Origin of the sequence: Novosphingobium sp. SG751A, from assembly GCF_013149295.1 — a bacterium.
Classification (GTDB): Bacteria; Pseudomonadota; Alphaproteobacteria; order Sphingomonadales; family Sphingomonadaceae; genus Novosphingobium.
The window spans coordinates 42131-55456 of sequence record NZ_JABGCB010000006.1; the positions used below are offsets into that span (position 1 = coordinate 42131).

The window sequence follows — 13326 nt, forward strand, 5'->3', positions numbered from 1 at the left end:
CCCACTTGCTCCTCAGCGCCGACGCCCCCCACCCTCCCGCTGCCATTTTGCGCCTCTACGCCTTCCTGAGCGCCTCAGGGGGCCATTCCGCCTGCCTAGCATCTTTGTTGCGGGGTTTGACCGCGTGCTTCGAATCGATTATGAAACGATTATTGTACTTCATGTCCGATTATCGTTCACATTGGAAAGGTAGCAAGGTGTCCGGAAAGATATTTCCCAACCCCGCAGCGGCTTTGGAGGGCCTGCTGTTTGACGGAATGACCATCATGTCGGGGGGCTTTGGCCTCTCGGGCAATCCAGAGAGCCTGATCCCGCAGATCCGCGCCAGCGGCGTGCGCGATCTGACGGTGATTTCCAACAACGCCGGGGCCGATGGCTTTGGCCTGTGGATGCTGCTGGAAAGCCGCCAGATCCGCAAAATGATCTCCTCCTATGTGGGCGAGAACAAATTGTTCGAGCAACAGTACCTGAGCGGTGAACTCGAGCTGGAACTGACCCCGCAGGGCACGCTGGCCGAACGTATTCGCGCCGGGGGCGCGGGCATTCCGGCCTTTTACACCAAGACGGGCGTGGGCACCGTGGTGGCCGAGGGCAAGCCGACCGAATTTTTCGAAGGCGAGGAATATGTCCGCGAAACATGGCTGCGCGCCGATGTGTCGATCATCAAGGCATGGCGGGCCGATCCGGCGGGCAATCTGATGTTCAACAAGACCGCGCGCAATTTCAACCCCAACATGGCCACCGCCGGTCGCGTCACTGTGGTCGAAGTCGAGGAAATCGTGCCTGCGGGCACATTCGATCCTGATTGCATCCACACGCCGGGGATTTTCGTCGACCGCATCGTGCTGTCCACCATCAATGAAAAGCGCATCGAGAAACTGACCACCCGCGAAAAGGAGGCCGCAGCATGAGCTGGACCCGCGATCAAATGGCCGCGCGCGCGGCAAAGGAACTGCGCGACGGCTATTACGTGAACCTTGGCATCGGCATCCCCACGCTGGTAGCCAATTATGTGCCCGCAGGCATCACCGTCACGCTGCAATCGGAAAACGGTATGTTGGGCATCGGCCCCTTCCCCTATGAGGGCGAGGCGGACCCTGACCTGATCAATGCAGGCAAGCAGACCGTGACGGCGCTTCCCACCAGCAGTTTCTTTTCCAGCGCCGACAGTTTCGCGATGATCCGGGGCGGGCATATCGACATGGCTGTTCTGGGAGCGATGGAAGTGGCCGCCAATGGCGATCTGGCCAACTGGACCATTCCGGGCAAGATGGTGAAGGGCATGGGCGGAGCGATGGATCTTGTTGCCGGGGTCAAGCGCATCGTGGTGGTGATGGATCACTGCGCCAAAAACGGCAGCCCCAAGATCCTGCCGCAATGCACTTTGCCGCTGACGGGGCGCGGAGTGGTCGATCTCATCATCACCGATCTGGCCGTGATCGCGGTGGACAAGAAAGTGGGCGGATTGACGCTGGTCGAATGCGCGCCCGGAGTTTCGGTGGATGATGTGGTGGCCAAGACGGGCGCGCCCTTGAAGGTAAGTGCAGCATGACGCAGGCTTTTATCTGTGACGCGATCCGCACGCCCATCGGGCGGCTGAACGGCTCGCTTTCGACCATCCGTGCCGACGACCTTGCCGCGATCCCGCTGCGTGCGCTTATGCTGCGCAACATGGGCGTGGATTGGGGCGCGGTGGATGACATCATTCTGGGCTGCGCCAATCAGGCGGGCGAGGACAATCGCAATCTGGCCCGCATGGCAGGCCTGCTCTCCGGCCTGCCCAAGGAAGTGCCGGGGACGACCGTCAATCGCCTGTGCGGATCCGGCCTGAATGCGGTAGGCATCGCGGCCCAGGCGATCCGCAGCGGGGACGCCGACCTCATCATCGCGGGCGGCGCGGAAAGCATGACCCGCGCGCCTTATGTCCTTGGCAAGGCGGGCAACGCCTTTGGCCGCGATCAGAAGATCGAGGACACCACGCTTGGCTGGCGCTTCATCAATCCGGCGATGAAGGCGACATGGGGTGTTGATACGATGCCGCAAACGGCGGAAAATGTCGCCTCCGAATGGAATGTCTCGCGCGAAGATCAGGACGCTTTTGCCCTGCTCAGCCAGCAGAAATGCGCCGCCGCACAGGCCAATGGGCGTCTGGCGGCGGAAATCGTGGCGGTTGAAGTCCCGCAGAAAAAGGGAGAACCCCTTGTTTTTGCTCAGGATGAACACCCACGCGCGACCACATTGGAGGCTCTGGCCAAGTTGAAACCCGTGGTGCGCGCCGATGGCACGATCACGGCGGGTAATGCCAGCGGTTTGAACGATGGCGCCGCCGCGATGATCATCGCCAGCGAAAATGCAGCCAAAACCCATGGCCTGACCCCGCGCGCGCGGGTGGTAGCGATGGCCAGCGCAGGCGTGGCACCCCGCGTGATGGGCATCGGCCCGGTCGAGGCGGCCCGGCGTCTGTTCGCCCGGACAGGCTTGGCCATGGCCGATATGGACGTGATCGAACTCAACGAGGCCTTTGCCGCGCAGGGCATCGCCACTTTGCGCGATCTGGGCGTCGATATGGGTGATCCGCGCGTCAATCCCAATGGCGGGGCGATCGCATTGGGGCATCCCTTGGGTATGTCGGGCGCGCGCATCACGCTCTCGGCGGTCGAGGAATTGCAGCGGACGGGCGGTCGTTATGCCCTCGCCTTCATGTGCGTAGGCGTGGGCCAAGGCATTGCCGCGATTGTCGAGCGGGTCTGAACCTCGACAGGCATGGCGGGGGCTGTCATAGGCCCTCGCCTAAAGGAGATGCGCGCATGAGCCAGTCAGACCCCGATTTCATGCAATCTCTGGCCCGCGGCCTGATGGTCATGGAGGCCTTTGTCGAATTGGGCCCGGATCAGTCCATCGCCAGCCTTGCTCGCCACACCGGCCTGCCGCGCGGGGTGGTGGCGCGTTGCCTGCATACGCTGGTGATGACCGGCTATGTGGCTCAGGATGAAAGATCTTTTTCGGTGCGGCCCAAGGTCTTGGGGCTGGCGCGCGCCTATCTTTCGGACCGCTCCCTCTCGGCGATTGCTCAGCCCTTGCTGGAAAATCTGCGCGATAGGCTCGGGGAATCCTGTTCTCTTGGGGTGCTGGACGGGGCCGATGTGCTCTATGTCGCACGGGCCTCGCACAGCCGGATCTTGGCGATCGGCCTGCATGTCGGCAGTCGTCTTCCGGCGTGGTGTACGTCCATGGGCCGTATTTTGCTCTCCAGCCTGCCGCTGGAGCAGCGCGAGGCTTTGCTCCCCCCTGCCCCCCTGCCCTCGCGCACGCCCCATACGGTGGCTTCTCTGGAGGATCTGCGCGCGATTCTGGACGGGGTCGCCCGTGATGGGCTGGCCATTGTCGATCAGGAGCTTGAGGTTGGGCTGCGCTCGGTCGCGGTGCCGGTGCGCAATGCCAAAGGTCTGGTGATCGCGGCGCTCAATGTCGGCGTCAATGCAATGGAGCATAGTGTCGAGCATTTGCGCTCGAATATCGCTCCTGCCCTGATCGAAACGGCGCGGATGGTGGGGCTGGCCAGCGCGTCGGGGCTGTAATTTCAAACCGTTGCCCCGGAATGGCCTGCCCTTTGGCCATTCCGGGGTTCTACCGCTTAGTCTTCCCAGTAACGGTCGAGCAGATCGCGCAGCGCCGTTTCAACCTCTTCCTTGCTGCCGCCATCCTTGGGAAACAGCGTCAGGCTGATGCTCTTGCGATCCTTGCCCTCGATACGCAGCAAGGGCACGCCGGCCCCGTTACGCAGGATGATCTGATCCGATCCTGACTTCTTGGGGGCTTTGACCAGCGCGGTTTTCTTACGCGCTTCGGCTTCTTTATTGGCCACAGCGCCAAAGGCGCGGATGATATCAGGCACGGTCGCGGGCAGGTCCTCTTCGCCCATGCGCCGCCCTTCACGGATGCGCCGCGCCTCGGAAAGCACGGCTGCCCGGCAGTCATCTTCCTTGAGCAGCGGCTTGATCGCGCCAATATGCGAGATCTTGAGCTCAAACGGATCGGCAAAAGAGCCCAGAATGTCGCTCGGCAGGCGCGCCAGATCGAGATAGCGGCTCAGCCATGCCTCGGACTGGTTCAAACGCTTGGCCATGTCTTTCTGACGGCCGTTATAATAGAGGCCCAGCGCCTGAAGATAATCGCGCGCGCGCTCGATATCGCTCAGATCTTCACGCGCACGATTTTCCAGATCCGAAACACGGAAAGCCTGCTCGTCAGTCAGATCGCGGATTTCCACCAGATAGCGGATTTCCGGGTGATTGTTGGCCCGCAGCCATTTGACGCACCAGTGCCGCCGCGCGCCGCAAATGACCTCATAATCATAGTTCGGGTCATTATGGACGCGGCGGACAATGGCGGGCACTTCCTGCTTGCCCTGCGCCAGAATGCTCTCGATCAGGTCCGAGCAGCGGGTTTCATTGAGCGCGGCATAATCGCGATTGTGCCGTATCCAAATCCGGCAACGATCAGGATCGACCAGTTCCTGCGGATTATTGACCACAGAGCCCGAAGCCAGTTCGGCAAGCCGGTTGTTGCGCCCCGAAAGCACGCCCACGCCAAGGCGCGAGGGACGGCTGCCTGCATCAGCAACCGGTTCAACAACCGAGGCCAGATCGGCCATGAAGCTCTTGTTTTTCGAGCTCATCTTACACGTTCCCTTCACAAATTGCAGGGCTGCAATTTTGGCGCATTACGCCAGTCCTTCCTTGCGCAAACGGGCCAGATGGCTGGGCCATGTGCGGCGAATATCCACCTCGATTTCCCCGCAAACCCCGTCCAGATAGGTCAGGCAGCGGTCGCGCACCTGCTTGCTGGTCATCGGCCCCGACAGTTCATAAACCGTCATCAGACGCGCGGTGGCGTTGTCGATTTCGGCGGAATCCTTGAGCGGTGTACGGATCATCGCATTGCCGTAAAGCTGGCGCATCAAATCAAGCAAGGCGCGATGCATCGACTTGTTTTCATCGACCTTGGAGGCAACGAAACGCAGGAAAGCCAGCTGGGGCGCCAGATCATATTGCTGGAGATCCTGGATCGTTTCATCCAGCATCGCCAGAAACGCCGCGGTCGAGGAAAAGTCCATCACCGTGGGCGGCACCGGTACCACCAGCGCATTGGCCGCGCGCAGCACGGAAAGCGAGATCGCGCCCAGCGCCGGCGGCGGATCGAGGATCACCACATCATAGAGATCCTGCACCGACTGGATGCCTTGCGAGAGGCGGTTGAGCAAAGCCCCCTGCCCGCGCGCCATACGCGCGGCCAGTTCATATTCGGACTGAAACAGACGCAGGTTGGCCGGAATCAGGTCAAGCCCGTCGAAGTGGGTCTTCTTGATCGCATATTCCAGCGTCTGGCGCTCGCCCTCGCGCAGGAAGGGATAGAGCGTGTCCTCCTCGCCCAGATCGAGATCGGGGATATAGCCGAACAGCGTGGTGGCCGAGGCCTGACTGTCGCAGTCGATCAGCAGCACCCGATAGCCATGGATCGCCAGATATTGCGCCAGATGGACCGAGAGCGTCGATTTGCCCACGCCGCCCTTGAAATTCTGGACCGCCAGAATCGAACAGGGGTCTTCAGGCGCGCGCCATGGACGCGTGCCAAAAGTGCCGCGCATGTCGTTAAGCTGGGCCAGCGTATAGCCCAAACGACGGTTGTTTTCGCCGCGTGGTGGTGCTTCAAGGCGGCCATCGCTTTCCGCCTCGCGAATCGCGGCCGTGGTGCGTCCAACCAGTTCGGCCGCCTTGCCGATAGGAAAGGACGGCTCACGCCTTTCCTCGGCCCGCATATCGCGCGCAGAGGAACGTAGTTTTTCCAGAACTGAGGAAGAGCGATCCGCCAATGAGGCAACATCGAGCGCTTCTTCCATGCGAACTTCGTCAAGCGCGGAAGCCATGTGTGCTCCTTTCGAAAGTTAAATGGCACCTGCCCGATTTTCACTTTTTCGTCAAGCATCCTGCATAATTCGCAAAGGCGGAAATTTGCGGCTTGTAAAGCGAAAGTGGCGAGGTCTATCCTGACCTCGTGGGGGCAGATTTGGCGCCTCTGGGCTGCAATTGCAGCCCTGCAATTACGATTTCAGGGTCGGCCCCGGCGCGAGAAAAAGGCCTCGCAAAAACCGCGCCACGATTTTTCCAGCTTCGCCCCACGCAGCGAGCCCAAACGATCGCCCATCTGTTGACGATAGGCGTCGGCAATCACATCCATGTCCCAGCCGCCGCCATAGCGCAGCGCGACATCGCGAAAGGCGCTCTCCGCGGTGCCGTAACGCAGCGATCCTTCGGGAAATTTCTCCCAAGGGGTTGAAGGCGCAGCGGCAGCCCGCCTGGCCCGGGCAGGGGCCGGGGTGGGCGCGGGGATCGCCGCAGGGGCGGAGATCATTTCCACTTCTCCCTCGCGCCGCGCCTTGCGGCCCGAAGAATGGCGCTCCAGTTCATCAACGGTCTGAATCTGGGCCGGCGCGTCCTTGGGGACGAAGCGAAACTCGATCTCGGCCACCGCCCTGCCCCGGCGGATCTCTTTCCATTCCAGATTGTAATGGGCCAACTGGTCGATCTCGGATTGCGCGACCGTCAGCACCTTGCGGCGCAACTGAGCAAAATCGCCATACTTATCAGGATCAATGCCCAACGCCGCACGCAGGCCCAGCATATCGACACGCCAGATCGGCTGTCGACGGTGCAGCCGCAAGGCCCCTTCCTCATAGAGTTTTAGTGCATAGGCCGAACGGAAACCCAGCACCGCCTGACGGTTCATCACCGAATAAGTCTGCGATTCCTGAATGAGGCGGCGGGCATCGGGCGTAAAGCGCCACTCGATCCAGCCGGTCTCCTTATCGCCCTCTTCGACCTCCTCCCACGAGGATTCGATCAGACTGAAACGCTTGGTCGCCTTGCGCCCACGCCATGACGTGTCATCCTCAGCAAACAGGGTGCGGTGCAATTCCTCAAGCATATCAACGATACGCTCATTGCCTTTGTGGCCGCGGCGGATGTCGGCCTTGCGCAATTTATGCGATGTATCGCGCCATGCGTCGCCCCCAGCCGTCAGGATCATCAGCGCCAGCAGGCGTGAGGCGGTCAAACTGAGCGACTGGCCTTTAACGAAGCGGACCTCGACCAGCTTGCCGGGCTTCACGAATTCATCGCCGCCCTTGCGCGCCAGCGTGGCAGCCACGCGCATGGCCCGCGCGGTCCCGGCCGCGCCATTGTCCTCCACGCCATGATCCCCGGCACCACGATCCCCAGCGCGGTGATCGTCGACGCGATGATCCTCGACAATGTCCAGTTGCATTTCCTCAGCCATGAATCGGCGCCCTTGTTTCACCGATTGATGCCTGACCTGACCAGTCGGGTCAAGTCAGGTCAGTTTAGCCCCCAAAAGGACAGGATAGAGTTTCAGGAACGCAAATGCTGCTCACAAAGGCCTTGTCCGATTCGCATTCGAGAGCAAAGAATGAGACAAACACAACCGAAAATGTGCCTTTCCCTCATCCAGATCACCAATTTGACCTTATGCCCCCAAGGAGACAGGATACCCCAAGAGGTCAGCCAAACACCCCCAAGAGGACAGGTATCAGCCCCCATAAAGACAGGATAACACCCCCAAGCGGTCAGGAATGGTGATCTAAACTATTGAAAATACATCGCGAAACAGGCCTGAATCTAGAATCTTTAGAATCTGGAATCATCACGCCACCGCAAAAGCGGCGTCGTGCATTGGTAAAAATGTTTATTTTCAATATAATGGCTGAAATTCACGGAAAAATTGCAGGGCTGCAATTTCAGCTAAAAAACCAGAGGCCCTGGTTACTTCAATCCTTGCCGCAAAGAGGCCTGGATCTGATAACCTGCCACAAACGCCAATTTCGCTTCAAATGAGCGCAAAACTGTGGATGCATCGGGCAAATAGCCCCAAAAACCCCAAATCCCCGATAGATCCCGGCGGCAACACGCATTAGCAGAGGCCATCCATTTCACTTGAAGGACTGAAACCATGAACAATAGCGATCTCGCCGACAAGCTGGCTGCCTCGCAGGGCATCACCAAAGCTGACGCGCGCAAGTATGTGGATGCCGTTTTCGCCGCCATCGCCGATGCCGCTGCGGAAGGCGAAGAAGTTTCGCTCAACGGCTTTGGCAAGTTCAAGGTCAAGGAAAGCCCGGCCCGCGAAGGCCGCAATCCGGCCACCGGCGACACCATCCAGATCGCCGCTTCCAAGAAGCTGGGCTTCACCGCTGCCAAGGCGGTGAAGGACAAGCTGAACGGCTGAAGACACTAAGAGGGCAGGGGGGCTGCGGCTCCCCTGCGCTTGACGGCCCCGGTGGGGCCCCCCTTTTTAAAAGGGCCTACATATCGGACCGCGCGTTACCGGCGCCTGCAGGACCGAAACACTTCCAGATCGATTTGAAGCAGCTCGAACATAGGCTCCACCGCTACGCGCGCCCATGCGCGTGGCCCGATGAGCAAAGCTGGCGAAATTTCATGTTCCGCTTGTGGTGCTTCTGTACGGCTTAACTGGCAGAGGGTCGAGAACGGCTCCATCAAAGTTGGACGGCGGGCGAGATCGGATAAGCCAAACTTAGCCCATGGGGAGAAACGCCCGCTTCGGCGCTTCGTATGATCGTTTGCGCGGGCCAATATCCAGACCGCCCTGCGTTAGCTCACCAGAAGCGTCGGTTAAGGGGCATTTGTGCATCTGCGCCAGCCACGGCACGGTTGATGCCATGGTTGCGGCCAACAAAGCAGCCGCATTGACCGAAAAACTTTCACCAACCTCAGCCCGGTCCTGTTGCAACACTTTCGGACGCGCGGCAGCCTGAGGGGAGAAGAGCGCGCGACATGTCTCGTATGAAAGATGGCCCGGCGATCCGGCGGCAGGATCAGGTATCGGCACGCTTGGATAATCACCATCGCTGATCTGCGGCTTATATATCTTCAACGAAGAGGACTGGCCCAAGTGTGACGCGCACACTGACAAGCCCCGGTGCCTGTTTCGCGCCGTGGTAAAAAGTCTATGTCGGTTTTGCGCAAGAGGATCGCTATCCTGACCTCCTGGGGGGCAGGATGCAACGCTGCTGGACAGCGAAAAGAGCGTTCAGGACGCGGCGATGATGCCAAAGCCAGCGCAGAAGCGGCGCCGACATGGTTCAATCATGTCGGCACCACGCAAGCTAATGGGCGCGGTCGAACTGGTCGTGAGGCGCGCAGGTAAAGGGCACAGGCTGGGGCAGGGGGCGCCCGACATGGCGCTGCCATTCAGCCTCCCATAGGGCGGTCATTTTCCGCACAATATCGGGATGGCGCGCGGCCAGATCGGTGCTTTCGGAAAAGTCCCGATCGATGTTGTAGAGCTGCCATTTGTCTTGCGCATAGGGCGCGCCGCAATTGTGGATCGCCAGCGCGCGCCATGGCCCGTTGGTGATCGCCCGATTGCCGCGCAGCTCGAAATATTGCACCTGCCGCCCGGGCGCGGCGGGATTGCCCAGCGTGGCAAGGAAAGAGCGCCCCGCGACCGGCATCTGCACCACATTGCCCACGCGCGGCGCAAAGCCGGCGCCTGCGGCCTCCAGCAGGGTGGGGGCAATATCGACCACATCGACGAATTGCCGCCGAATATGCCCCGGATCGCGCACCATCGCGGGCCAATGCACGATCAACGGCGTGCGCGTGCCGCCGGAAAACGGCCAGAGTTTGTAGCGGCGCAGCGGAGTGGTCCCGGCATAGGCCCACGGCCTTGGATATTCAGCTTGGGTCTTGCCGGTGCCCAGTTCGTCGATCCGCGCCTTTTGCTGCGCCGGGGTCAGTGTATTGGGCTTGTAGAGGCCGTCGAACTCGCCTTCCTGTCCGGCTTCGGCCGCCGCGCCATTGTCAGAAATCAGCACGATCAGCGTATTGTCGAGTTGCCCAAGGCGGCGCAGAGAATCCAGCACCCGGCCGATCTGATGATCGCAATGTTCGATGAAACCGGCATAGACCGCCATATAGCGGGCAAAAACCTCGCGTTCGTCATCTGACAGGCTGGTCCAAGCGCGATCCTGCGCTTCGCGCGGGGGGAGGAGAGTTTCCTGCGGGATGATGCCCATTTTCTTCATCCGCTCATAGCGCGACTTGCGGATCGCATCCCAGCCTTGGGTGTAGAGCGCGTCATAGGGCCGCGACCATTCGCGCGGCACCTGAAGCGGGGCATGGGCCGTGCCAAAGGCGAGGTTGAGGTAGAAGGGCTTGTCTTGCGGCTGACGCTCAATCAGCGAAATGGCCCGATTGGCCAGATCGGCGGAGAGGTGATAGTCCTGCGGCAGGTCTGGATGGATATAGCCGTCATTTTCGACCAGTTCCGGCTTATATTGATCGGTCCAGCCGCGCGGAAAGCCGTAAAAATAGTCGAAGCCGCGCTGCAAAGGCCAATGTTCGCGCGAAGCGCCGGGGGGAAGATCGCCCATCGGGATCAGATGCCATTTGCCGATCGCCCATGTGGCATAGCCGCCATCGCGCAGCGCCTGCGCCACGGTTTGGGCGTTTTGCGGCATACGATAGAGGCGCTGGGCCTCGGGATCGCCGCGCATAACGCCTGCCACATCGGGCACATCGGGCATGTTGACGCTGTGGCTGTTGCGCCCGGTCATCAGCGCGGCGCGGGTGGCGGCGCAGACCGCCTTGGTGTCGAAGCGGACATAGCGAAGCCCGCCTTGCGCGATGGAATCCATGGCGGGCGTGCGGATTTCCGATCCGAAACAGCCCAGATCGGAATAGCCTACATCGTCCAGAACGATGGTGATGATATTGGGGCGCCGGGCCGGTTTAGCGCTTGCGGCGGCGGCAACCTGGCTGAGCGCGGAGGCGGCCATCAGCCCCCCCACGAAATGTCTGCGGGAAATATGCATGAAGGCGTCCTTGGAACAGGGGGTTCCGGCGGAAAGGCTTGAAGAGGGGGCCTTCCCGCCGGAGGAGGGGAGGCGTCAGAAGCGGAAACCGGCCTCTACGCCCACAGTGCGGAAAGCATCGGAAGTCAGCAGTTGCGTGTAGCCCGCGCCCGTGGCGGAGGTGTCGCGAAAGCCGGTGCCGATGCTGGTGGCGAAGTGCTGATTGGTCAGGTTTTTGGCCCAGAGCGTCAGGCGATAGCGCTTGTCGGCGCTCTCGAGGCTGAGCGAACCGTTGAGCAGGCCATAGCCCTTTTGCACCGTATTGGGGTCGGAATAGGCGAAAAAGACATTGGAGCGATAGGTATAGGACAGTGTAGCCTTGGCGCGCAGTTTATCATTGATTTCATGGGTATAATCGCCCGAAAGCGTGTAGGCCCATTTCGGCGCATTGGCCAAAGGCTGGCCCGAAACGTCCTGTGTGCTGTTGGCCGCGCAGCCTAGCGCAAGGGTCTGGCCGGGATAGCAGGCGATCACGAAACCTTCGACCTTGGTGTCGGTGTAGGCGACGTTGGCCGACAGATTCAGCCCCGGTGCGGCCCGCGCGATGGCTTCCACCTCGACGCCATTGGCCGTCAACTTGCCCGCATTGGCAAGCGTGAACGTGCTGAGCGCGGCATTGAAGGTCTGAGCCTGAAAATTGGTGAAAGTCTCGTGGAAACCGGTGACGTTGAGTGTCAGCTTGCGGTCCAGCATCTGGGTGCGCAGGCCGAATTCAAGATTGCGTGCGATTTCCGGTTTCAGGATCGCCTGCCCCGCATCGACAATCGACGAGGTCAGATTGTTGAGCAGGTTGATTGCCGGGCCCTTATAGCCGCGCGTATAGGTGACATAGGCCATCACATCGCGCGAGATCTTGTAATCCGCCCCCAGCTTGTAGCTGAAATCCGTGTTCGAGAAATGCAGCGTGGGCGAGGTGTAGACAGGCCCGCCAAGACCGGTGGCCGGGCCATTCGCGCCCGCCAGAACGCTGCGTGCGAAATTGGCGGTGGCGTTTTCGGCCGTATAGCGGAAACCGCCGATCAGCGAGAGCGCATCGGTGGGGTGATAGGTGAATTGGCCAAAGGCGGCGGCATTGTTATTGCGGATCGAACGATCGACCTGATTGCCCAGATATTGGCCTGAGGGCAGGGCGGTAAAGCCGGTCCCCTTGACCTGCGTTATCGTATCAAGGTTCTGATAAAAATAGAAAAGTCCCAGAACATATTCGAGCCGCTGTTTCGCGGGCGAGGTGATGCGGATTTCCTGGGTGAACTGCCTTTGATGCTGAAGCGCGTTGTTGACGTTGTAAACATCGACCTGCACGCCGTCGGCATCATTGTTGTCGAAGGTCTTGAAGGCGCGATAGGCGGTGACGCTGGTCAGTGTCTGGCCCAGGATTTCGGTGTTGAATTCGGCCGAAACGCCGCCTGCGCTCTGATTGCCGAAAGTGTCGCCATCCACATTGACCGTGCGGTTGAGTGGGCCAAGCTGTTGATTGGCGGTGAGTTGCGCGCGGGTTTGGCCGTTGTAATAGGTGGTGGTGGGCAGGATCGAGCGGATGGTCGAGACGCAGCAGCGGCGATTATTGGCCGAATAGTCGCCGATAATATAGAGTGAGCTGTTCTCGCCCATGTCCCACAGCAGCTTGCCACGCAGGCCCCATGTGTTGATATTGTTGAGGTTCTGGCCGTTATACAGATTGGTGATGACGCCATCAGCGGTCGAACGGAAACCCGACAGACGCAGACCCAGCGTACCATCCTTGAGCACCAGCGAGGTCGAACCCTTCAGGCGGAAATCGTTGAACGTGCCATAGCTGATCGTGCCATCCACGCTGTTGCGCGTCAGACTGGGCTTTTCGGTGACAAGGTTGATCGCGCCCGCGCTGGCGTTTTTGCCGAACAATGTACCCTGCGGTCCGCGCAGCACTTCGACCCGGCTGATGTCGCTGAAATCAAAGAAGGAAGCCGCCGAACGGCCAATCACCACGCCATCGATCACGGTCGAAACCGAAGGCTCCACCCCGTCCGAAAAATTGAGCGTGCCGATGCCGCGCACCGAAACGCCCTGGCCGCGGGTGTTGGCGCTGTTGGTGAAATTGACTGAAGGGGCGATCTGGGCGAGCTGTTCGATCCCTGCCACGCGGTTGGTGGTCAGCGCAGCACCGCTAAGCACTGAGATCGAGACCGGAACGTTTTGCAGGTTCTGTTCGCGCTTTTGTGCAGTCACGATGATTTCGCCGGGGGCGGGCTCTGCGCTTTGAGCATGAGCCTGCGTCATCGTGGCCATCGCACACACGGCGCCGGCCAGCAAAAGCTGGGGTCTTATCGTCATTTCCCTCTCCTCATGTGTGGCCGATTCCGGCCCGACAATCTGCTATGACAAGGTTGTCTTAA

11 protein-coding genes are annotated in these 13326 nt (G+C 60.4%); 5 read left to right on the forward strand and 6 right to left on the reverse strand.

Features of this window, described 5'->3' with window-relative positions; genetic code table 11:
- The first annotated feature begins 197 nt into the window (after nucleotides 1–197).
- The 4 genes from FHW96_RS09445 to FHW96_RS09460 are packed head-to-tail and all read left to right on the forward strand — an operon-like array spanning nucleotide 198 to nucleotide 3578.
- On the forward strand, nucleotides 198–911 hold the full coding sequence (locus tag FHW96_RS09445) for a CoA transferase subunit A (RefSeq protein ID WP_371815681.1): 714 nt from the start codon (nucleotides 198–200) through the stop codon (nucleotides 909–911).
- Nucleotides 908–1552: a 3-oxoacid CoA-transferase subunit B gene (locus FHW96_RS09450; protein WP_172340319.1), complete on the forward strand. Its 645-nt coding sequence runs from the start codon at nucleotides 908–910 to the stop codon at nucleotides 1550–1552. The genes FHW96_RS09445 and FHW96_RS09450 overlap by 4 nt, the downstream gene beginning before the upstream one ends.
- Nucleotides 1549–2751: a 3-oxoadipyl-CoA thiolase gene (gene pcaF / locus FHW96_RS09455; protein ID WP_172340320.1), complete on the forward strand. Its 1203-nt coding sequence runs from the start codon at nucleotides 1549–1551 to the stop codon at nucleotides 2749–2751. Before FHW96_RS09450 ends, pcaF begins: the two co-directional genes overlap by 4 nt.
- A gap of 56 nt (nucleotides 2752–2807) precedes the next feature.
- Nucleotides 2808–3578 (forward strand): IclR family transcriptional regulator C-terminal domain-containing protein, encoded by a 771-nt coding sequence (locus tag FHW96_RS09460; RefSeq protein WP_172340321.1) that lies wholly within the window; start codon nucleotides 2808–2810, stop codon nucleotides 3576–3578.
- Between the two features lie 56 nt (nucleotides 3579–3634).
- On the opposite strand, the gene FHW96_RS09465 is transcribed toward FHW96_RS09460, so the two are convergent.
- From FHW96_RS09465 to FHW96_RS09475, 3 genes are all read right to left on the reverse strand, one after another.
- Nucleotides 3635–4678 (reverse strand): ParB/RepB/Spo0J family partition protein, encoded by a 1044-nt coding sequence (locus FHW96_RS09465; RefSeq protein ID WP_172340322.1) that lies wholly within the window; start codon nucleotides 4676–4678, stop codon nucleotides 3635–3637.
- Nucleotides 4679–4723: 45 nt separating this feature from the next.
- Entirely contained in the window at nucleotides 4724–5926 is a 1203-nt protein-coding gene (locus FHW96_RS09470) for an AAA family ATPase (protein ID WP_172340323.1), read from the reverse strand.
- A gap of 182 nt (nucleotides 5927–6108) precedes the next feature.
- Entirely contained in the window at nucleotides 6109–7212 is a 1104-nt protein-coding gene (locus FHW96_RS09475) for a replication initiation protein (protein WP_172340542.1), read from the reverse strand.
- An 813-nt stretch (nucleotides 7213–8025) separates the two neighbouring features.
- Here FHW96_RS09475 and FHW96_RS09480 point away from each other — a divergent pair.
- On the forward strand, nucleotides 8026–8301 hold the full coding sequence (locus tag FHW96_RS09480) for an HU family DNA-binding protein (RefSeq protein ID WP_172340324.1): 276 nt from the start codon (nucleotides 8026–8028) through the stop codon (nucleotides 8299–8301).
- A 309-nt stretch (nucleotides 8302–8610) separates the two neighbouring features.
- Here FHW96_RS09480 and FHW96_RS09485 read toward each other — a convergent pair whose 3' ends face one another.
- The 3 genes from FHW96_RS09485 to FHW96_RS09495 form a co-directional block, all read right to left on the reverse strand.
- A complete protein-coding gene (locus FHW96_RS09485) occupies nucleotides 8611–8970 on the reverse strand; it encodes a hypothetical protein (RefSeq protein ID WP_172340325.1) in 360 nt (119 codons plus the stop codon).
- A gap of 232 nt (nucleotides 8971–9202) precedes the next feature.
- The gene (locus FHW96_RS09490; RefSeq protein WP_172340326.1) at nucleotides 9203–10912 is read right to left on the reverse strand and encodes an arylsulfatase; all 1710 of its coding nucleotides are present in this window, start codon (nucleotides 10910–10912) and stop codon (nucleotides 9203–9205) included.
- A 75-nt stretch (nucleotides 10913–10987) separates the two neighbouring features.
- Nucleotides 10988–13264 carry a TonB-dependent receptor gene (locus FHW96_RS09495; protein WP_172340327.1) on the reverse strand — a complete coding sequence of 759 codons (2277 nt, stop codon included), beginning with the start codon at nucleotides 13262–13264 and terminating at the stop codon, nucleotides 10988–10990.
- Between the last annotated feature and the right edge of the window lie 62 nt (nucleotides 13265–13326).

Coding starts and splice junctions, on each gene's coding strand:
- FHW96_RS09450 (WP_172340319.1), top strand. CDS start 908: ATGAGCTGGACCCGCGATCAAATGGCCGCGCGCGCGGCAAAGGAACTG.
- pcaF (WP_172340320.1), top strand. CDS start 1,549: ATGACGCAGGCTTTTATCTGTGACGCGATCCGCACGCCCATCGGGCGG.
- FHW96_RS09460 (WP_172340321.1), top strand. CDS start 2,808: ATGAGCCAGTCAGACCCCGATTTCATGCAATCTCTGGCCCGCGGCCTG.
- FHW96_RS09465 (WP_172340322.1), bottom strand. CDS start 4,678: ATGAGCTCGAAAAACAAGAGCTTCATGGCCGATCTGGCCTCGGTTGTT.
- FHW96_RS09470 (WP_172340323.1), bottom strand. CDS start 5,926: ATGGCTTCCGCGCTTGACGAAGTTCGCATGGAAGAAGCGCTCGATGTT.
- FHW96_RS09475 (WP_172340542.1), bottom strand. CDS start 7,212: ATGCGCGTGGCTGCCACGCTGGCGCGCAAGGGCGGCGATGAATTCGTG.
- FHW96_RS09480 (WP_172340324.1), top strand. CDS start 8,026: ATGAACAATAGCGATCTCGCCGACAAGCTGGCTGCCTCGCAGGGCATC.
- FHW96_RS09490 (WP_172340326.1), bottom strand. CDS start 10,912: ATGCATATTTCCCGCAGACATTTCGTGGGGGGGCTGATGGCCGCCTCC.
- FHW96_RS09495 (WP_172340327.1), bottom strand. CDS start 13,264: ATGACGATAAGACCCCAGCTTTTGCTGGCCGGCGCCGTGTGTGCGATG.